The sequence below is a fragment of the Cobetia sp. BL01 genome (assembly GCF_056493605.1).
Genome location: NZ_JBVBEE010000009.1, coordinates 1 through 20,332, shown reverse-complemented (window position 1 = coordinate 20,332; position 20,332 = coordinate 1). Strand labels below are relative to the sequence as shown.

Annotated in this window: 13 protein-coding genes and 3 tRNA genes; 3 read left to right on the top strand and 13 right to left on the bottom strand. The window is 62.9% G+C overall.

From position 1 onward, the window contains the following. Nucleotides 1-129 precede the first annotated feature (129 nt). From ACZYGA_RS14210 to purL, 11 genes are all read right to left on the bottom strand, one after another. A tRNA-Lys gene (locus ACZYGA_RS14210) sits at nucleotides 130-204 on the bottom strand. A gap of 16 nt (nucleotides 205-220) precedes the next feature. Further along, nucleotides 221-295: transfer RNA gene (locus ACZYGA_RS14205), tRNA-Lys, on the bottom strand. 36 nt (nucleotides 296-331) lie between these two features. Continuing rightward, nucleotides 332-406: transfer RNA gene (locus ACZYGA_RS14200), tRNA-Lys, on the bottom strand. A gap of 269 nt (nucleotides 407-675) precedes the next feature. Continuing rightward, entirely contained in the window at nucleotides 676-1,536 is an 861-nt protein-coding gene (gene rluB, locus ACZYGA_RS14195) for a 23S rRNA pseudouridine(2605) synthase RluB (RefSeq protein ID WP_240499734.1), read from the bottom strand. 290 nt (nucleotides 1,537-1,826) lie between these two features. Continuing rightward, nucleotides 1,827-2,945 carry an SMC-Scp complex subunit ScpB gene (gene scpB, locus ACZYGA_RS14190; protein WP_404626590.1) on the bottom strand — a complete coding sequence of 373 codons (1,119 nt, stop codon included), beginning with the start codon at nucleotides 2,943-2,945 and terminating at the stop codon, nucleotides 1,827-1,829. After that, a complete protein-coding gene (locus ACZYGA_RS14185; protein ID WP_479399448.1) occupies nucleotides 2,942-3,964 on the bottom strand; it encodes a segregation and condensation protein A in 1,023 nt (340 codons plus the stop codon). The genes scpB and ACZYGA_RS14185 overlap by 4 nt, the downstream gene beginning before the upstream one ends. A 233-nt stretch (nucleotides 3,965-4,197) precedes the next feature. Further along, nucleotides 4,198-5,412 carry a nucleotidyl transferase family protein gene (locus ACZYGA_RS14180; protein ID WP_404626588.1) on the bottom strand — a complete coding sequence of 405 codons (1,215 nt, stop codon included), beginning with the start codon at nucleotides 5,410-5,412 and terminating at the stop codon, nucleotides 4,198-4,200. 120 nt (nucleotides 5,413-5,532) lie between these two features. Beyond that, a complete protein-coding gene (gene radD / locus ACZYGA_RS14175) occupies nucleotides 5,533-7,308 on the bottom strand; it encodes a DNA repair helicase RadD (RefSeq protein ID WP_084207879.1) in 1,776 nt (591 codons plus the stop codon). A 234-nt stretch (nucleotides 7,309-7,542) separates the two neighbouring features. After that, the gene (locus ACZYGA_RS14170) at nucleotides 7,543-8,364 is read right to left on the bottom strand and encodes a crotonase/enoyl-CoA hydratase family protein (protein WP_404626587.1); all 822 of its coding nucleotides are present in this window, start codon (nucleotides 8,362-8,364) and stop codon (nucleotides 7,543-7,545) included. A gap of 225 nt (nucleotides 8,365-8,589) precedes the next feature. Continuing rightward, entirely contained in the window at nucleotides 8,590-10,236 is a 1,647-nt protein-coding gene (locus tag ACZYGA_RS14165; RefSeq protein WP_404626585.1) for an FMN-binding glutamate synthase family protein, read from the bottom strand. Between the two features lie 240 nt (nucleotides 10,237-10,476). Further along, nucleotides 10,477-14,391 carry a phosphoribosylformylglycinamidine synthase gene (purL, locus tag ACZYGA_RS14160; RefSeq protein WP_404626583.1) on the bottom strand — a complete coding sequence of 1,305 codons (3,915 nt, stop codon included), beginning with the start codon at nucleotides 14,389-14,391 and terminating at the stop codon, nucleotides 10,477-10,479. Between the two features lie 172 nt (nucleotides 14,392-14,563). Between purL and mltF the strand changes: the two genes are divergently transcribed. After that, the gene (gene mltF / locus ACZYGA_RS14155) at nucleotides 14,564-16,057 is read left to right on the top strand and encodes a membrane-bound lytic murein transglycosylase MltF (RefSeq protein WP_077380190.1); all 1,494 of its coding nucleotides are present in this window, start codon (nucleotides 14,564-14,566) and stop codon (nucleotides 16,055-16,057) included. Nucleotides 16,058-16,154: 97 nt separating this feature from the next. After that, nucleotides 16,155-18,110 carry a GGDEF domain-containing protein gene (locus tag ACZYGA_RS14150; RefSeq protein ID WP_077380192.1) on the top strand — a complete coding sequence of 652 codons (1,956 nt, stop codon included), beginning with the start codon at nucleotides 16,155-16,157 and terminating at the stop codon, nucleotides 18,108-18,110. A 56-nt stretch (nucleotides 18,111-18,166) separates the two neighbouring features. Here ACZYGA_RS14150 and tadA read toward each other — a convergent pair whose 3' ends face one another. Then, nucleotides 18,167-18,652 carry a tRNA adenosine(34) deaminase TadA gene (gene tadA, locus ACZYGA_RS14145; protein WP_404626580.1) on the bottom strand — a complete coding sequence of 162 codons (486 nt, stop codon included), beginning with the start codon at nucleotides 18,650-18,652 and terminating at the stop codon, nucleotides 18,167-18,169. 154 nt (nucleotides 18,653-18,806) lie between these two features. Between tadA and ACZYGA_RS14140 the strand changes: the two genes are divergently transcribed. Next, nucleotides 18,807-19,652 carry an acyl-CoA thioesterase gene (locus ACZYGA_RS14140; RefSeq protein ID WP_404626578.1) on the top strand — a complete coding sequence of 282 codons (846 nt, stop codon included), beginning with the start codon at nucleotides 18,807-18,809 and terminating at the stop codon, nucleotides 19,650-19,652. A 115-nt stretch (nucleotides 19,653-19,767) separates the two neighbouring features. Here the strand turns inward: ACZYGA_RS14140 and ACZYGA_RS14135 are convergent, their stop codons facing one another. Next, the gene (locus tag ACZYGA_RS14135; protein ID WP_157109421.1) at nucleotides 19,768-20,100 is read right to left on the bottom strand and encodes a hypothetical protein; all 333 of its coding nucleotides are present in this window, start codon (nucleotides 20,098-20,100) and stop codon (nucleotides 19,768-19,770) included. Nucleotides 20,101-20,332: the final 232 nt, after the last annotated feature.

Below are 20,332 nucleotides of genomic sequence, written 5' to 3'. Positions count from 1 at the left end.
CGCCTGCCACGCTCCCCGCTCCAGTCGACCTCACGCCAGATACCCGGGAGTGCGTCGAGGCAACGCCGCGGAATCTTTCTGACGCATAACAAAAATTGCCCCGCGCCAATGAAGGCACGGGGCAAGATCTGGTGGGTCGTGAGGGATTCGAACCTTCGACCAATTGGTTAAAAGCCAACTGCTCTACCACTGAGCTAACGACCCAAAACTGGGTGGCGGATGGTGGGTCGTGAGGGATTCGAACCTTCGACCAATTGGTTAAAAGCCAACTGCTCTACCACTGAGCTAACGACCCGCCGCCGGGTGCTTTGCAAGAGACCATTTCGAGAAATGGTGGGTCGTGAGGGATTCGAACCTTCGACCAATTGGTTAAAAGCCAACTGCTCTACCACTGAGCTAACGACCCTTGCGAAGCGGGGCGTAAGATACCGCCATTCCTGAGACGACGCAAGTCTTTTGCAAAAAAACTTCAAGCAAATGACCAGCTTGACCGCTCATGGCGCCCCGAGAGCCCCACGCCATCCACCGTCCAGATGCACGCAAGCCCGCGACAGGCGCGGGCTTGCGAGACTTGCCGACGGCATGTCGAGGCTGACATGCACGTCAGGCCCACGGAAGGCCCACGGAAGGCCAGCCGGAGATGGCGAGCGCAAGGCACGCGATCTCCGCAGAGCCTCAGCGCGGCTTGCGTGTGCGCTGCGGCGGCTTCTTCATGGCGCGCACTGGACGACGCTTCTGCTTGTCGCGGCTCCAGCGGTTCTGCTCATCCGGCGTCAGGGCCGGCGCCTTGCGGTGCTCGAGACCTGCCAGCGTGGACAGTTCATCGATCTCGCTCTGCTCCATCTCCACCCACTCGCCGGCGCGAGCGCGCTTGTCGAGGAAGATGTTGCCGTAGCGCACGCGCTTCAGGCGGCTGACGGTCAGCCCCTGGGAGTCCCACAGACGACGAACCTCACGGTTGCGGCCTTCCATGATCACCACGTGGAACCAGCTGTTGATGCCTTCGCCGCCGAATTCCTGCACGTCGGTGAAGCGCGCCGGGCCATCTTCCAGCATGACGCCATTGACCATGTTGACGACGTGCTCGCGCTTGACCTCACCCATGACACGCACGGCGTATTCACGCTCGATCTGGGTCGACGGGTGCATCAGACGGTTGGCCAGCTCACCATCGGTGGTGAACAGCAACAGACCGCTGGTGTTGATGTCCAGACGACCGATGGCGATCCAGCGCTCACCTTTCAGGCGCGGCAGACGCTCGAAGACGGTACGACGGCCTTCCGGGTCCTTGCGCGTGCACAGCTCGCCTTCCGGCTTGTTGTACATGATGACGCGGCGCGCACTTTCCTCGGCGCCCTTGAGGTTCTGCGGGCGATCATCGAGGCTGACCTGGTCGTTGGGGCCGACGCGGTCTCCCAGCTGGGCGACCTTGCCGTTGACCTTGACGCGGCCGGCGCTGATCGCGACCTCCATCTCACGGCGTGAGCCGAGACCGGAGCGCGCCAGCACCTTCTGCAGCTTCTCGTCGTCGGCCAGCTTGTCGCCCTTGGCCTGCGGCGGCAGCGGACGCAATTCCGGGGCTTCGGCGGCGGCCGGCTTCTTGCCGACATTGGCCTTGCTGCCACGGGTGGACTTGCCCATGTCGCGACGCGGCTGTGCGCCATCCTTGCTGGCAGCGTGCTTGCCAGCCGCCTTGCTGTCCGTCGCCTTGCCGCCCGCGAAGGCCTTGCCAGTGGTCGACTTGCCGTCGTTCTGGCGTGATGCCTTGCGCTTATCAGTGTCTGTCTTGCTCATGACATGAACCATTTCATCAATAGGAATTTCGCTTACGCAGGGTCGTCATCATCGACGGTCCCGGCAGCGGAGGAGTCATTGAGTGGCGTATCGCCAGCCCCGTCCTCATCTTCTGCACCGCGCAAACGTTGGCTGAGGCGCGCTTCGATCGTGGCGAAGTCGAACCCCGAGCCGGTGGACGCCATCCCGGCGTGATCATGTTCCGCCTGTGAGGCGGAGGGTCCTGCGGTATTCGGTGAATCATCCGCGACATCGAGCGCGCGCGCCTTCAGCGCCTCCTCCAGCTGCTCGGCGGTGATCTCCGGCGGCTGCCAGTCGGCGGGCACCTGAGCCCCCCTCGTCTCTGACGATGTCTCGTCCGAGAAAGTCTCGCTCGAGGAAGTCTTGTCCGAGAAAGTCTCGCTCAAGGAAGTCGTGTCCGAGGAAGTCTCGGCTGACGGCGCATCAGCGGCTGTCGCATCAGCGGCTGCCGCATCGGGGCCTGAAGGGGCGGGATCCGGCGCATCATCGGCCGATGCCTCCCCGTCGCCCTCGCCATCCGGGTCTTCCGGCAGCGGCAAGGTCTGTGAGGGCGGCACATCATACAGCTCCGCTTCCAGCTGTTCGAGTCCTTCGAAGCCTTTCAGTTCATGCACCGGCGGCAGCTCTTCCAATGTCTTGAGCCCGAAGTCGTCAAGAAACTGGCGCGTGGTGGCGAAGACCGCCGGCCGCCCCGGCACGTCACGGTGCCCGACCACCCGCACCCAGCCACGCTCGACCAGGGTACGCATGATGGAAGAGCTGACCGTCACGCCACGCACCTGCTCGATATCACCTCGGGTCACCGGTTGACGATAGGCCACCAGCGCCAGCGTCTCCAGCAGAGCGCGAGAATAGCGCTGCGGACGTTCTTCCCACAGCCGTGACACCCAGGGAGAGAACTGCTGGCGAACACGCAGCCGCCAGCCACTGGCGGTCTCGATCAGCTCCAACGCACTGGCGTCGGCCGGATGGCGCTCTCCCAGCCGGCCCAGTGCCTCACGCAGCGCAGGCTTGGTGGGGCTTGAATATTCATCGAACAATCCCGCCAGACGCTCCAGCGTCAGCGGCTCACCGGCAGCCAGCAGTGCCGCTTCGATGATCTGGTCGAGGGGGGCATCGCGCGAACTCATGACGGCGCGTTCTCCTGCTCGTCGGATGGGGGGAAGGAAGGTGACGTCTGCGCATCCTCGAACGCTGCGTCATCGAACGCCCCCTGGTCGGCCGCCACCTCGTCTTCGTCGGCGAATTCCAGTGCCAGCCAGTCCTCGTCGTCCTCGCTGTCAGGCTCCGGCGTACGAGCACGCACGTGAATGGGCGACAGCGGTGCATTCTGCACGACCTCGATCAGCGCCTCCTTGGCCAGCTCCAGAATCGCCATGAAGCTGACCACCACGCCGGCACGCCCCTCTTCGAGCGTGAACAGTCTCTCGAAGGGCGTGAAGTGCTCGTGGCTCAGCAGATTCATGATCGCCAGCATGCGCTCACGGGTCGACATCACCTCACGCGAGATGGTGTGCGCCTGGACGAGATCCGCCTGACGCAGGAGACCGGACAGCGCGCCGAGCAGCTCCGAGAGGTCCATTTCAGGGTGGACGACACGCGTCTCCAGCTCCGGCAGCTCCGCCGTGGCGACGAACCAGTCACGCCCCTGGCGTGGCATCTCGTCCAGCCCTTCGGCGGCCAGCTTGGTCTGCTCGTACTCCTGCAGACGCCGGATCAGCTCGGCGCGCGGGTCCTCTTCCTCGTCATCATCACTCTCCTTCGGCTGGCGCGGCAGCAGGCTGCGCGACTTGATCTCCGCCAGCATGGCGGCCATCAGCAGATATTCCCCGGCAAGGTCGATCTGCATGGCGTGCATCAGCTCGACGTACTCGATGTACTGATGCGTGATGGCCGCGACGTTGATGGCGAGAATGTCGAGGTTCTGACGACGGATGAGATACAGCAGCAGATCCAGCGGCCCCTCGAAGGTCTCGAGAAAGACCCGCAGTGCCTCAGGCGGGATGTAGAGATCCTGCGGCATCTCGGTGAGCGGCGTGTCGTTGACGCGCGCCAGCACGGCCGATCCCGCTGCAGGTACGGTGATCAGCGGTGCGGGCTGATGCCCATCGGTCAGGGAAAAGCTGGCGCCATCGAGCAGGTCGCTCATGAAGTCTCCTGCAGGAGGCTGAAGTCGGGAGAACCAGGGCGGAGGATGCACCGGGTCGTCGGAGGCACCATCGAGCCGTACGGCGACCGGGGGACGGGCATTCTAGCCGTTCAGGGCCCATCCCCCAAGTCATGATGGTACCGAAAGCATGATGGTACCGAGAGTCGCGATGGGGTCGAAGGTCATGGTGGCGCGGGGACCTGCCGGATTCGCGACGCCCTGTGCAAGGCCGATCAGCGATAGGTGAGGCCGATCACGCGTCGCAGCTCATCCAGAGTATCGCGAACGGTGTCCCGGGCACGCTCGGCACCCTCGGTCATCATGGTACGTACCTTGCCATGCTCGCCTTCCAGCGCCTCGGCGCGATCGCGGATCGGCGTCAGGGTGGCATCGATATGCTCGACCAGACAGCCCTTGCAGTCCAGGCAGCCGATACTGGCCTCACGACAGCCTGCGGCCGCCCACTTGCGGTCCGCTTCGGGAGTGAAGCTTTCATGCAGACTCCACAGCGGGCAACGCTCAGGGTCGCCCGGATCACTGCGCCGCACCCGCGCGGGGTCGGTGGGCATCTCGCGCACGCTGGCATCTATCTCGGCACGCCCACTGCGCAGGAAGATGGCCTCCTCATGCGACGATAGCCGGGCCTTGAGTTCCATGCCCAGCAGCGGCTGGCTGTCCCCCTGCCAGTGTTCCGGCTCACCGAGGATGCGCCGCCCGCCGCCTTCCAGATAGCCGAGCAGGCGCTCCTGCTGATTGCGGTTGAGCTTGCTGGTCTCGGCCAGCAGTCCACGCGCGCGCTCGAAGGCCTCGAGATCCCCCTCTTCCTGATAGTCACTCAGCCATTCGCGATACAGGCGACCACTCTTCTTGCCGAGCCGCGCGATGGCCCGCTCCGCCTGCTCCTCGAAGCCGGCGTCGCGTCCGTAACGATGGTTGAAGCGCCTCGCCACCTCGCGGGTGAACTCGATGTGCGCGCGCTGTTCCGGTCCGGCGGGCACGACCTCGCCCCGCAGCGCCAGGATGTCGGCCGCCTGCATCAGAGGGGCACCCAACATCGCGAAACTGGCCCCCTGCTGCTCACCGAGTCCCGCCACCATCTCACGATAGCTGGGCAGACGCTCCAGCCATGCCTTGGGCGTCACGCTGGACAGGATCATGTGCACGTCGGTCAGCTCCGGCACCCAGGACTGGATGAACAGGGTTGCGACCTTGGGGTTGATCCCACAGGCAAGGCAATCGATGACCATGGCCCAGCTGTACTGCTCGATTTCATGGGGCGCATGCCCACTGACCGCCAGCGCGTTCCAGTCGGCGATCAGAAAATAGGCATCGTGGTGGTACTGCAGCTCGGTCCAGCGTCGGATCACGGCATGATAGTGTCCGAGCGTCAGGTGTCCGCTGGGGCGTAAGCCGGACACCAGCCTGGCCGAGGTATCGGTGGCACTCACCTTGTGAGTTCTCCCTGAAACGTATGAAGCGGCCAGTCTAACAATCCCGGCCCCCGATCAGCATCCCCGTGACGTCGTGTCTCGTACGGGGGGCGTCATGCTCTGCGTCACGCAGACGACTCACCCCGCCGCGATGCCGGTGCGATAGCGCCCGGCGTAATCGAACAGCTTGTCACGAATCTGCCAGTAGCGGCCGCTCTTGCGCCCGATGACGAAGTCAGGGGCCTTGAGGCGCTCCTCGCCGGCCAATACCTCGGCGATGTCCTTCGGCGCCCAGTCACTGCCCGGCGCCCGCAGGTGCCGGGCGAGAAAGCTCAGGCGAAAGGCATGGCGCTGAGCGGACGTCTCGAGCGCGAACCACTCGGACAGATCGGTGCCATCCTCGTCGTAATAGGTCACCTTCAAGCGTGGCAGACCGCGCCCGTTGCGCGTCTCCTCCAGCTGCCAGCCGCTGACGCGCAGCACCCGTGCATCGCGCAGCTTGAGCGCATCGCGCAGCTTGTCATCCGGGTCCACCAGCCGCGCCTGACAGGCGTGACAATGGCGCGCGGCGATGTCATTGGCCTCGCCACACTGCGGACAGGCCTTGGCGCGATAGCGGAAATCACACTGCACCAGCGGCTTGCCCTCGCCGTCGGGCGACTCCACCAGCCCCTGACAACGCCGCCCGAAGTGCTCCACCACCAGCTCCCCATCCTTGCGCCCCCAGAACAGATTGGCATTGCCGCACACGGGACACTCGACCTGCACGATCTCGGTATCCCCTGCCGGTTTGGGTGTGGCGACTTCCGGCGCGTAGAGATCCCAGGGATTGCCGGCGTAATCGAGAATCAGGCAGTCCGTCTTGCCGGGACTCAGGCGCAGCCCACGCCCGACGATCTGCTGATAGAGACTGACGGACTCGGTGGGCCGCAGGATGGCGATCAGGTCCACGTGCGGGGCATCGAAGCCGGTGGTGAGCACCGCCACGTTGACCAGATACTTGAGCTGCTGCGCCTTGAAGGCATGGATCAGGCGCTCGCGCTCATCGCCGGGCGTCTCACCGGTGATCAACGCCGCCTCACCCTCGGGCAGGAGCCCCGTGACCTCCTCGGCATGCTCGACGGTGGAGCAGAACACCATCACCCCACGTCGCTCGCGTGCCTGGGAGACGATATCCAGCACGATGCCTGGCGTTGCGCGTGAGCCCTGCACCACCTCGTTGAGCTCGGCTTCCTGGAAGCTGCCGCCGATCCCCGGTGCCAGCTGCGAGAAGTCATAGCGCGCCACGGCGACATCGACACGCCGCGGCTCGCTCAGAAAGCCCTGGCGTACCATCAGGCGCAACGGTTGCTCGAACACGCAGTCACGGAAGAAGCAGTCGTCATCACCGCGCACCATGCCGTGATAATGACGATGGAAGATGAAGCCCTGCCCGAGGCGATACGGCGTCGCCGTCAGTCCCAGCACCTTGAGGCGTGGATTTTGCTCACGTAGATGATGGATGACCTTGCGATAGCTGGCGTCCTTCTCCAGCGAGACCCGGTGACACTCGTCGATCACCAGCAGCGTGAACGCACCTGTCTGCTCACCTGGCGTGAAGGCCGCGAGATTGCGTACCACCGACTGCACCGAGCCGAACACCACCTGACGCGCGGCCTGCTTGCGCTTGAGGCCGGCACTGAAGATGTCGGCCTCCTTGCCATAGGATTCGTACTTGGCGTGATTCTGCTCGACCAGCTCGCGCACATGCGCCAGCACCAGCACGCGCCCGCGCGCGATACGCGCAAGCTCCGCGATCACCAGTGACTTGCCGCTACCGGTGGGTAGCACGACCACCGCCGCCTCGTCACTCTTGCGGAAATGCTCCACGGTGCGCCGGACGGCTTCCTGCTGATAGGGACGTAGCTCAAACATGCCGGCTGTTCCCTGCAAGGACACGTGGGCCGGCCATGGGCAGCGGCATGATCAGAAAGAGTGGTGCAGACATGAGAGCTCGCCGGGTCACGGAAAAGGGGCACAGGTTGAGGGGCAATGGCCGCCCATGAGGGGTGAGGCAGCCATCCACCTGCAGAAGACCCATTATCCTGATCCCGCCCCCCGGCGGTAAAGCGACCGGGTGTGGATAACCCGAATGAAGGTCAGGTGCGCTCAGAAGCGCGGCGTGCGGCCTTCAAGCCTGGCGCCAACACATTCCATGTGCTCCGGCTGGCCGAGCAAGTCGGATTGCAGCCTGGCCTCCAGGGCAAGTGCCTCGCCCTCCGGTGCCGCCAGCGCCTCGGCATACAGCCGGGTGATGCAGCGAATCGCCCTGGGAGAACGTGTCGCGATCTCCCGCGCCAGCGCCAATGCCTCTTCCCGCGGATTGGAGACCAGGCGCGTCACGAGCCCGGCTTCCTGGGCCTCGCGGGCGGCAACCTTGCGGCCGCTCCAGCTCAGTTCATGCAACCAGTCAGGACGCACTCCACGTGCCGTGACGCTGATGCCCATGTCAGGAATGATGCCCCAGGCGATCTCGAGCACCGCCAGGCGCGCATCCGGATCACACAGCCGGACATCCGCTCCCAGCGCGATCTGCAGCCCGCCCCCGAAGACATTGCCCTGCAGGGCCGCGATCACCGGTACGCCGGCATCCCGCCAGCCCAGTGCCAGCTGCTGAACGGTATTGCGCTCAGGCGTGCAGCCATTGGCCCCCGCGACGAGCAACTGCGGCACCCGCGATGCCTCTCCCATGATGGCGGCCATGTCGAGCCCCGCGCAGAAACTGGCGCCTTCCCCGGATAGCACGATGGCACGCAGCCCTCCCTCCTCGGCACGCGCCCGCAACTCTGCCTGGGCACCGAGGATGGCATCGATCATCGCCCAGTCGAGTCCATTGTGCTTGTCGGGTCGATTGAGGCGCACATCGGCGACATGCTCATTGATCATCACTGTCACGCGGCGTGCGGACGGGCACTTTGCGGCATCACTCATGGCGGCTCCCTCGAACGGCGAATGAAACGGCGGTCAGCGATTGCTCACGAGACACGACGGGCAGCCAATGCCCATGTCGACATGAGGTATCTGCGAGACACCTGACAGATAGCGCAATCTCGAGGTCCAGTGTGGCTGTCCGCACGCCATCATGAAACGGTCGTTTGGTCGCAGAGGGTCCACACCCGGCCAATCGACATCGCAAGGCACCCTCTTGCATGACGTCTATTCGCGCTTGGCACCCGAGACGTCTGCCAGCGAGCGTGACTGGAAGCTGTCCGCCTGAGCCATCGCCCACACGCGGCGATAGAAGGGGAAATCATCCACTTCCTTGAGCAAGGCGCCGGGCGTCAGGAAGGGGTGCAGGTGCGAGAACAGACGCACCTCATTCTCCGACACGCGATGCACGAGATGGTCTGGAGTGATCTGCCACGGGGTCGAGAGCCCCGAGGCCGCGATGATTTCCGCCAGCGCATGCAGGGTGTTGTGGTGGAAGTGCCGGACCTGCTCGGCCTTGTCTTCCACTACCAGCGACTTCTGTCGTAAATCATCCTGGGTGGCGATGCCCGTCGGGCACTTGTTGGTATGACAGCTCAGCGACTGGATGCAGCCCAGGGCGAACATGTAACCGCGCGCGGCATTGACCCAATCCGCCCCCAAGGCCAGCACGCAGGCGATATCGAAGGCACTGATAATCTTGCCACTGGCGCCGATGCGCACGTCATCACGCAGCCCCGCGCCCACCAGGGTGTTGTGGACGAACAGCAGCCCTTCGCGCAGCGGTGTCCCGAGGTGATCAGTGAATTCCGTCGGCGCGGCTCCGGTGCCGCCCTCGCTGCCATCCACCACGATGAAGTCCGGCACGATTCCCGTTTCGCGCATTGCCTTGACGATGGCCATGAACTCCCAGGGCTGGCCCAGACACATCTTGAACCCGACCGGCTTGCCGCCGGACAGCTCTCTCAGCCGCTGGATGAACTCCAGCAACTCGACAGGGGTACTGAAGGCGCTGTGACTGGCCGGCGAGATGCAGTCCTCGCCCATCGGAATGTCACGCGTCTCGGCGATCTCGCGGCTGATCTTGCTGGCTGGCAGCACACCGCCATGCCCCGGCTTGGCTCCCTGGCTCAGCTTTATCTCGATCATCTTCACTTGCTCGCTGGCCGCCTGACGGGCGAACTTCTCGGCATCGAAGTCCCCCTTCGCGGTGCGGCAGCCGAAATAGCCACTGCCCAGCTCCCAGATCAGATCGCCGGCGAATTCCCGATGGTAGGGGCTGATGCTGCCCTCGCCGGTATCGTGCGCGAATCCTCCCAGCATCGCGCCCTTGTTGAGCGCACGGATGGCATTGCCACTCAGCGAACCGAAACTCATCGCCGAGATGTTGAACAGCGAGGCACTGTAGGGCTGCGCACACTGCGTATTGCCGATCGTCAGACGGAAGTCACGAAAGTCAGGCACTTCGGAGGTCTGCATCGAGTGTCCGATGAATTCGTAACTGTCGGAGTAGACATCCAGCAAGGTACCGAAGGGCTGCGAGGAATTGCGCTGCCGTCCGCGGGCATAGACCAGCTCACGTTGCTTGTGGGAGAACGGTAGCTGGTCGGTATCCGACTCGAACAGGTACTGACGCATCTCCGGGCGCAGCGCCTTGAACAGATAGCGCATGTTGCCGATCACCGGGTAGTTGCGCCGCACGGCGTAATCCGACTGCCGCATGTCGTTGATGCCGACGGCGACCAACAGCAGAAAGATCACGGCCAGCGGCCACACCCAGGGGGTCTGCATCGTCAGAAGCAGACAGACGAGAGCCCCCAGCACACAGAGCAGAAAGACGGAATAACGCGGCAACAGTGACCATTTCAGCTTCATCACGACATCCTTGTAATGTGTCAGGCAGGGATTCGTGCCCCAGACCTCGAGGCATTCCCCCACCTTAAGCCACCCGGCGTCCGACACCCAGCTCACGACGTGGAACACCACGTTGAGGGAGCCAGATGCCGCCAGCCAATCGGCTCGCGCGTCAGTCAGAACGCAAGACGCCCCCATGGCGTTCACCATGGGGGCGTCGGTCAGGCAATCATCACCTGTGCATTGCGCACTCTCGCGGGCTCAATCGACCCAACGACGTGCATTGCGGAACATGCGCAACCAGGCGCCATCCTGCTCCCAGTCATCCGGACGCCAGGAGTTGGTGACGGCGCGCGCCACACGCTCCGGGTGCGGCATCATGATGGTGACGCGCCCGTCGTTGGTGGTGAGACCGGTGATACCGGACGGCGAGCCGTTCGGGTTGGCCGGATAACGCGTGGTGGTCTGGCCGTAGTTGTCGACGTAGCGCAGTGCCACCTGGCCGCTGCTCTGCATCTTGCGCAGGTGAGCGCTGTCGCGGAACTCGGCACGCCCTTCACCATGCGCGATGGCGATCGGCAGGCGCGAGCCTTCCATGCCATCGAGGAACAGCGAGGCGCTCTTCTCGACCTCGACCATCGCGACACGCGCCTCGAACTGCTCGGACTCGTTGCGCACGAAGCGCGGCCAGGCCTCGGCCCCCGGGATCAGCTCCTTGAGCTGGGAGAGCATCTGGCAACCGTTGCAGACGCCCAGCGCGAAGCTGTCGTCACGCTGGAAGAAGCGCTCGAACTGTTCACGCGCACGCGCATTGAACAGCACCGACTTGGCCCAGCCGCCGCCGGCGCCCAGCACGTCACCGTAGGAGAAGCCGCCACAGGCGACCAGACCCCGCATGGTGTCCAGATCGACACGTCCTTCAAGGATGTCGCTCATGTGGACATCCACCGCCTCGAAGCCGGCGCGGTCGAAGCTTGCCGCCATCTCGAGCTGACCATTGACGCCCTGCTCACGCAGGATCGCCATGCGCGGACGTGCACCGGTGTTCAGGTACGGCGCCGCGATGTCCTCGTTGACGTCGAAGGTGGCCTGGACGGAGAGACCCGGATCACGCACGTCGTTGATGGACTCGAATTCGCTCTTGGCACAATCGGCGTTGTCACGCGCAGCCTGCATGCGATAGCTGGTCTCGGCCCACAGACGCTCGGCACTGGCACGCGTGGTGGAGAGCAGGTTCTGGCCCAGCAGCGTGATGTTGATCTGCTCATCATGGCGCGGCGTGGCGATCACGCCACTGTGCTCGAGACCCACGGCCTTGAGCTCGGCGAGAATGGACTCGGTGTGCTCGCGACGCACCTGCACCACGGCACCCAGCTCTTCCGCGAACAGCGCGCCGGTGGCCTGACCCGGCTCGGCGGCGGTCCAGTCGAGGGAGATGTCGAGACCGACACGCCCCGCGAAGGACATTTCCATCAGGGTGGTCAACAGGCCGCCGTCGCTGCGGTCGTGATAGGCCAGCAGCTTGCCTTCGACATTGAAGCGCTGGATGGCCTCGAAGAAGTGCTTGAGGTCTTCCGGCTTGGCAAGATCCGGCGCGTCATTGCCGACCTGTCCATAGACCTGCGCCAGCGCGGAGCCACCGAGACGGTGAGCGCCATGGCCGAGATCGACCAGGATCAGGTCCGTCTCCACGGCCTCGCCATTCAGCGTGCGACGCAGCTGCGGCGTGAGGGTACGCATGGCGTCGGTGACCGGCGCGAAGCCTGTCATCACCAGCGACAGCGGCGCGGTGATCGACTTGTCTTCGCCGTTCTCGTCCTGCCAGGCGGTACGCATGGACATCGAGTCCTTGCCGACCGGAATGGTCAGATCCAGCGCCGGGCACAGTTCCATGCCGACGGCGTGGACGGCATCAAACAGCGCCTGATTCTCGCCGGTGTGATCGGCAGCGCTCATCCAGTTGGCGGAGAGCTTGATGTCAGACAGCTTGGCGATCGGCGCGGCAGCGAGGTTGGTGATCACCTCGGCCACGGCCAGACGCGCGGAGGCGGCCGGCGAGATCAGCGCGACCGGCGTGCGCTCGCCCATCGCCATCGCTTCACCGACGTGGCTGTCGAGGGAGCTGGTGGTGACGGCGCAATCCGCCACCGGCACCTGCCACGGACCGACCATCTGGTCACGCGCGACCATGCCGGTGATCGAGCGGTCACCGATGGTGATCAGGAATTTCTTGGAGGCGACGGTGGGCAGCTGCAGCACACGGGTCATCGCTTCACGCGGGTCGAGGTTGTCCAGTGCCAGTGCCGGCAGTTCCAGCGCCTGACGCTCGAAGCTGCGTGACATCTTGGGCGGCTTGCCGAACAGCACGTCCATCGGCAGGTCGACCGGACGCGTATCGAAGTGACCGTCCTTGACGATCAGCTCGTGCTCTTCCAGTGCTTCCCCGACCACGGCGTAGAGGCAGCGCTCACGCTCGCACAGCGCTTCGAAGGTGGCCAGATTCTCCGGCGCCACCGCCAGCACGTAGCGCTCCTGGGATTCGTTGCACCAGATTTCCAGCGGACTCATGCCGGATTCGGCGCTCGGCACGGCGCGCAGGTCGAACAGACCACCGCGACCGCCATCCTTGACCAGCTCCGGCAGTGCGTTGGACAGACCGCCCGCGCCGACATCGTGAATGAAGCAGATCGGGTTCTTGTCATCCAGCGCCCAGCAGCGATCGATGACTTCCTGCACGCGACGCTCCATCTCGGCGTTGTCACGCTGCACGGAGGCGAAGTCGAGGTCTTCGCTGGAGCTGCCGGAGGCCATGGAAGAGGCGGCACCGCCACCCAGACCGATCAGCATCGCCGGGCCACCCATCACGATCAGCTTGGCACCGACCGGAATGTCGCCCTTCTCGACGTGCTGGCTGCGGATGTTGCCGTAGCCGCCCGCCAGCATGATCGGCTTGTGATAGCCGCGACGCTCGATGCCACCGGCGCCGAAGGCATCCTGCTCATAGGTACGGAAGTAGCCGTTGAGATTGGGGCGGCCGAATTCGTTGTTGAAGGCAGCGCCACCGATCGGACCTTCGAGCATGATGTCGTAGGCGGTCTTGATGCGCTCCGGCTTGCCGTAGTCGTGCTCCCACGGCTGTTCGAAGCCCGGGATACGCAGGTTGGAGACGCTGAAGCCGGTCAGGCCCGCTTTCGGCTTGGAGCCGACACCGGTCGCGCCTTCATCACGAATCTCGCCACCGGCACCGGTCGCGGCGCCCGGATAGGGGGCGATGGCGGTCGGGTGGTTGTGAGTCTCTACCTTCATCAGGATGTTGATCGGTTCCTGATGATAGGTATAGATGTGGCCTTCGCCTGTCGGGAAGTAACGCCCGGCGGTCGGGCCTGCCATGACGGCGGCATTGTCACTGTAGGCGGACAGCACGCCATCCGGATGATGCTGGTAGGTGTTCTTGATCATCTTGAACAGCGAGTGCGACTGCGCTTCGCCGTCGATGGTCCAGTCCGCATTGAAGATCTTGTGGCGGCAATGCTCGGAGTTCGCCTGGGCGAACATCATCAGTTCGATGTCGGCAGGATTGCGGCCCAAATTCTTGAAGGACTCGACCAGATAATCGATCTCGTCATCCGCCAGTGCCAGGCCCAGAGAGCCATTGGCCTGCACCAGTGCGTCACGACCACCGCCGAGGATGTCGACATGGGCAAGCTTTGCCGGGGCCTGATGCTGGAAGAGGCGCGCCGCATCCTGAGTACGCGTCAGCACCGTTTCGGTCATGCGGTCGTGCAGGCGGGAAGACAGCGTGGCGAAGAGTTCTTCGCTCAGAGGGGCGTCGAGCTTGATGCGATAGGCGATGCCACGTTCGAGGCGGCGGACTTGCGGGAGACCACAGTTGGCAGCGATGTCGGTGGCCTTGGAAGACCAGGGCGACAGCGTGCCGAGGCGGGGAACGACGAGGAAGAGATGACCTTCGGGAGAGCTCTCGTCGCGACTGGGGCCGTAGTCCAGCAGACGCTCGAGCGTGGTCCGGTCGGTACTGCTCAGTTCACCATCGACCTCGGCCAGATGCAGGTACTCGGCATGAAGGGATTCCACCTCCGGCACCAGCTCGCGCAATGCAGCCAGTAGACGGGAGTGACGGAAGGCGGAAAGGGCAGGCGCGCCTCGCAGTTCGAGCATGGTCAGGGAAAGCCTCTGAAGCAGCGTGAACGGACAACCGCCGAGCGGCGGCAGCAAGCGCATATCATACGTGAAAGCCGCCCGTGAACGAAGCCCGACAGTCACATGCGTTGGATGACAGTGTGAAGCGCTGTCGGTATGGTGAAACCCCTGCCGTGAATGATGCTGACGCATGCTCAAGACCTCGCTTTCCTCCCTCATCACGCCCCTGCAAGCACTGCTGCGCCATTCGCGCCGGTGGCTTGCGCTCGTGGTGATGGCGCTGGCCCTGCTGTTGCCGGAAAAGACCCTGATCGCCCCGCCCTCCCGGCTTGACGATGTTCGCACGCGCGACTTCCTTCAGGTGGTGACTCGCAACAGCCCGACCACCTACTACCGTGGCCGTCAGGGCCCCACCGGTTTCGAGTATGAGCTGGCGCGAGACTTTGCCGACTACCTCGGCGTCAGCCTGTCGATGGATGCAGAACACAATATCGAATCCCTCACCCGAAGCGTGCGTGATGATCAGGCCGATTTTGCCGCCGCCACCCTCCCTCTTGACCTGTCAGAGCAGGGGCTGCGCTTCACTCGCCCGATTCTCGAACTGCAGGCGATGGTGGTCTATCGACGCGGAATGCAGCCGCCCAGAGAGCTTGAAGATCTGGTCGGCAAGCGGATCGGCGTCATCAAGGGAGCCGGTACCAGCCTGATTCTGCATGAGCTTCAACAGCAGCTTCCCGAGCTCAGCTGGAAGGAAACCGGCGAACTCGAGGTGGCCGACCTCCTGCAGCGCATCGAGGAAGACAGCCTGGACGTGGCGGTCGTCTACGCCCACCAGTTCAAGCTCAATCGGCTGTTCTTCCCCAATGTGGAGAACGGTTTCACCGTGGGGGACCCATTGACTCTGGCCTGGGCCTTCCCGGCGCAAGGAGATATCTCCTTGCTGAGCGCTGCCAACGATTTTCTCGAGACACGCAGCGAGGACGGCACCCTGGACCAGCTGGTCGACCAGTACTTCGGGCATGATGACTATCTGGAATATGTGGGCGCGCGTACCTTCATCCGCCAGGCACGAGAGCGGCTCCCGCGCTACATCGATACCTTCAAGCAAGCCGCTCGCGATACCGGCATCGATTGGAAACTGCTGGCGGCGGTGGGGTACCAGGAATCCCATTGGCAACCGAAAGCGACGTCACCTACCGGGGTACGTGGGCTGATGATGCTGACCAACGCCACCGCCCGCGAGATGAACGTGGCCAATCGTTTGGACCCCGTCCAGAGTATCGATGGCGGGTCACGCTATCTTGTGAGTATAAAGGGACGTCTTCCCGAAGGAATTCAGGAGCCGGACCGGACCTGGATGACATTGGCAGCCTACAATGTCGGTCTCGGGCACCTGCTGGATGCCAGGCGCATCGTGCGCATGAAGGGTGGCAACCCCGACCACTGGAAGGATGTGCGCGAGGCGCTGCCTCTGCTGCAGAAACGCCAATGGTATCAACAGGTACGTTATGGCTATGCCCGCGGTGGTGAGCCTGTCATCTATGTACGCAACATCCGGCGGTATTATGAAATACTCAACTATGTTTACCGCAGTCAGCAGCAGTTCTATCAGCTGAATGAGCGCCAGATAACCGATGATGAAGGGGACAACAATCCCTTCGATACCGTCCCCCCGATCCTGTGATCCATGAACAAGGTAGTGGGAAACCTGTCGGCGACTCGTGACAGGCGAGAAAAGCGCGCACGGGGCGTGGTGCATCAGGAGCTTCTAAGGACAGGGAATGACACGCAGATTCATCTTGATGTTGCTTGGCCTGCTTGCCTTCGGCGTCGCCTTGCTGGGCCTCTGGCCTCGCGCCGGCCACGAAGCCAATGCACTGCTGTTGATCATGCTGACATTGCAGGCGGCAGGACAGACTGCGTGGCACTGGCGCAACCTGTTCCTCAGTCCACTGTTTCTCGGCATGTCCCTGCTCATCAACCTGGTGCTTACCTGCACCTTTCTCTTGCCGGAAAGCTGGGTCGGTGTCGATCATTGGGGCGCGTTGCTGACCGCCCTGCCCGGTGACTGGCATGTCGCCAACATTCGCCCTCCGATTCTGATTCTGCTGGCATGCCTGGGGCTCAACTGCTGTTCTCTCTTGCGGATGCGCCTGGGCTTCGGCGCCACGATACAGCTGGCGCAGACGACTCTCATACTGATCTTCGCCATCATCGCCGACCCGAGTCTCTCCGTGGCCAGCATGCCGCTGGTAGGGGTGGAGCGAACCACGCTGCTTGCCTTCCTGGGCTTGCTTCTGGCTGCACAATGGCTAGATCTGCTGCCAGCGCTCACTCGCATGTGGCGACGCAACGTGCTGCCCCTGGCCATCTCTGCCTCCATCACGCTCGTCTGTCTTCTGGCGTGGCAACAGCAGACCAAGGATGAGAACAACCGCATCAACCAGGCGACCTATGTACTGGGCGACAAGATCGCGACACAGCTCTCACGCGAGATCGATGATCAACTCAATGCCATGCGGCGCTTCGCCGGCTTCTGGAGCCTGATGGGGCAGACACCTTCACGGGGTGAATGGCAACGTCTGGCACGAAATTATTACAATGATTTCAATTACTTCCAGAATATCGCCTTCATTGATCCCGACAGCGTGGTGACTCTGGTATTCCCCGACAAGGGCGGCAACCATGATCTGCTGGGCGTGAGGCTATTTGATGCCCAGCCAGATACTCCCCTGCGCAATCCGCTGGAGCTGGGCATTGAAGGCCACACCGGCATCATCGATCTCCTGCAGGGCGGCAAGGGCATGGTGTCCTACCTGCCTGTGCGCAATCCGCGTGATGGCGACATCCTCGGCGCCATCGCCATGGTGGTAGATCTGGCACCGCTGCTGGACCAGGCACTGGATGCCGCCCGCAATGATGCCTTTGCCATCACGTTGTCAGAACGCAGCAATGTCTACATTCATGTAGGCCCGGAAAGCCGTCTTGCTCCCTGGGGGCATCGAATCCCCATCGAACTTCCCGCCACGGACCTGACGCTGGGCTTGCAGCCGACGCAGCATTACCTCGCAGCAAGCCGTGGCCGCCTGCCAGAAGTCACGCTCCTGACCGGCATCATGCTCTCGTATCTGCTCTTCCTGGTGGTCTACATGTACCGCCGCGTCTCCCAGGAGCATGGCATCGTCAAGCAAGCCAACGATGCCCTGAAGGAAGAGATGACGCGCCGAGAGCGACTGCAGAACGAGATACAATGGCTGGCACGTCATGATGAGCTGACCCAGCTCCCCAATCGCCGTTATTTCCTCGAGCAGGTGCAGACCTTCAATGGCCAGATGCCACTGACGGTGATGATACTGGACATCGATTTCTTCAAATCGATCAACGACAAGCTGGGGCACCTCGAGGGCGATCGCTATCTGCAGAAGATAGCCTCGGTATCGCGAGCGCCTGTCGAGGCAGCGGGAGGGATTCTGGCACGTTTCGGCGGCGAGGAATTCGTCGTCTGCATCCCCGAATGCCCTCGTGCTGTCGGCCGGACGCTCGCGGAAGAGCTGCGTCGTGCCGTACAGGCGGCAGGTCTCCCCCAGCCTGCCACGGACAGTGTCGTCACCGTCTCGGTTGGCATGGCCTGCGTGGCCAGAGCACCTCTGCGACTGGAAGCACTGCTCCAGGCGGCGGATGAGGCGCTGTATCGCGCCAAGTCCAGTGGGCGCAATCAGGTCCAGGTCGCCGCCTGAAGCCTCATGCTCCCTTGAAGCACCGGCTTCATCGCAGGGTCATGGCAAGCGCCGAGTCAGGGTGACGCATCGGTTGGCAACGCGGCAGCGCGCCGCTCGGCAAAGAACTGCTTGAGCAGGCGTTTCGCCTGGGCAGCCAGCACCCCACCTTCTATCTGTACCTGATGGTTATGCCACGGCTGCACGAAGAGGTTGGCCCGAGACTCCACCATCCCCGTCTTCGGCTCAGCGGCACCATATACCACGCGCGCCACACGGGCATGGATCAGGGCGCCACTGCACATCATGCAGGGCTCGAGGGTGACATAGAGCGTGCAGTCATCAAGCCGATAGTTGCCAAGCCTGGCCGCTGCTGAACGCAGTGCCTGAATCTCGGCGTGTGCCGTCGGATCCGGAGTCCCCACCGGGGCATTGAACCCGCTCCCGATGATCTCCCCCTGTCGGTTCACCACGACGGCCCCCACCGGCACCTCTCCGGCCTCCAATGCCAGCCGCGCCTGATCCAGGGCGCGGTGCATGTAGTACTGATCCTTGCGAGGCATCGCCGCCTCAGACCTCACGCTCTCGTCGCTCACCGTCATTCTCCGGTATCCTGATGTCATTGGCGCAAGCGACATGATACCGACTAATGCCAACCCGCTCATTTGCTCGTATCAAAGCCGCTTGCCGTGACTCTTTTTCCTGAAGGATGGGACGATGACCGACGCTTCACCGACACCGCTTGAATCACTCGTCACCTTGCTGGGGCTGGAAACTCTGGAAGAGAACCTCTTCCGGGGTCACAGCCAGGATCTCGGCTTTCCACAACTGTTCGGGGGGCAGGTACTTGGCCAAGCGTTGTCCGCCGCGACACGCACCGTCCCCTCGGAACGGAAGGTGCATTCGCTGCATGGCTACTTTCTTCGCCCGGGGGATGCTCACAAGCCAGTCGTCTACCAGGTCGATGGCGTACGTGATGGCGGCAGCTTCACGACCCGACGCATCAGCGCCATCCAGAACGGCAAGACCATCTTCTTCTGCAGCGCCTCCTTCCATGGCAAGGAAGAGGGCTTCACGCATCAGCTCGCCATGCCCGATATCGAATCCCCTAAGCAGTTGATCGAACAGGGGGCACGCATCGAGTGTTACGAGGGCCATCCCATCGAGTTCCTGCGCATGAAGGCCCCGGATACGACAAGCGAGGGCGCGTCATCAGCGCCACCTCGTCAGCGCCTCTGGTTCCGTCTTTCAGGCGAGCTGCCGGAAGATGATGCTCTGCACCGTTATCTCCTGACCTACAGCTCCGACTTCAACCTGCTGGCCACTGCGCTGGGAGGACACGGTGTACGCTTCGGCTCCCCGGAGCTGCAGATGGCCAGCCTGGATCACTCACTCTGGTTCCACCAGGATGTTCGCGTCAACGACTGGTTGCTGTACGAGATGGATAGCCCATGGGCAGGCGGTGCTCGCAGCTTCTCGCGCGGCAGCCTCTACAATCGCCATGGCGAATTGGTCGCGTCAAGCGCTCAGGAAGGGCTGACGCGCCTGCGCCAACGCTCCTGAACGATCGATGGAACGACGATGCCCCTCTTGAGAAGCACTCTTGAGGGGCATCGTTTGTTCTGACTTGCAGCCAAGGGGTCGTGCTGCAACCACCGCCATTGCCACGAGATGCAGATCACTTCAGTGCCGTTCGGACCCGCGTACAGTTCTCGTCCCGATAACGCTGCTTGTAGTCATTGCGCTGAGACTGCCAACTACGCATCTGGCCTGAAGACCCGCCGCCACGACGCATGCCAGTATAATATTCGATCTTGTTCTTGATGAACTGGCAACGTTTTATCTTCTCTTCACGCTCACCAGCAGATGCCACCTCTGAAGCCATCAGACCTATCAAGAGCACCATCAACCCTGCCAGCAATGACCTTGATGGGATAAATGAAAAGTACCTCGACATGCCGCCTCCTTGCGCTTGTTCATGAGTCGTCCCGTGCATGGTATTCAATGACATCGCAGTCATCGATCATGTTCTGCAGTAGAAAGAATATCCCCCGAGAACGTGGAATGCCTGCCCATGAGACTGATCATCAGCAGAGTACTGCCGTACTTCACCCTCCGCACTGATCAATAAACAAGGAAGCCGCTATCACGGAAATGATAGCGGCTTCTTGAGTCAATGTTTCAGCGGGCTTCGCTTATCCATGGCCCTCTCTCGCACAACCTTCTGAGAGCGCAACTTTCTC

Coding starts and splice junctions, on each gene's coding strand:
- scpB (WP_404626590.1), bottom strand. CDS start 2,945: ATGAGTTCGCGCGATGCCCCCCTCGACCAGATCATCGAAGCGGCACTG.
- ACZYGA_RS14185 (WP_479399448.1), bottom strand. CDS start 3,964: ATGAGCGACCTGCTCGATGGCGCCAGCTTTTCCCTGACCGATGGGCAT.
- radD (WP_084207879.1), bottom strand. CDS start 7,308: ATGTTTGAGCTACGTCCCTATCAGCAGGAAGCCGTCCGGCGCACCGTG.
- ACZYGA_RS14170 (WP_404626587.1), bottom strand. CDS start 8,364: ATGAGTGATGCCGCAAAGTGCCCGTCCGCACGCCGCGTGACAGTGATG.
- ACZYGA_RS14165 (WP_404626585.1), bottom strand. CDS start 10,236: ATGAAGCTGAAATGGTCACTGTTGCCGCGTTATTCCGTCTTTCTGCTC.
- purL (WP_404626583.1), bottom strand. CDS start 14,391: ATGCTCGAACTGCGAGGCGCGCCTGCCCTTTCCGCCTTCCGTCACTCC.
- mltF (WP_077380190.1), top strand. CDS start 14,564: ATGCTCAAGACCTCGCTTTCCTCCCTCATCACGCCCCTGCAAGCACTG.
- ACZYGA_RS14150 (WP_077380192.1), top strand. CDS start 16,155: ATGACACGCAGATTCATCTTGATGTTGCTTGGCCTGCTTGCCTTCGGC.
- tadA (WP_404626580.1), bottom strand. CDS start 18,652: ATGCCTCGCAAGGATCAGTACTACATGCACCGCGCCCTGGATCAGGCG.
- ACZYGA_RS14140 (WP_404626578.1), top strand. CDS start 18,807: ATGACCGACGCTTCACCGACACCGCTTGAATCACTCGTCACCTTGCTG.
- ACZYGA_RS14135 (WP_157109421.1), bottom strand. CDS start 20,100: ATGTCATTGAATACCATGCACGGGACGACTCATGAACAAGCGCAAGGA.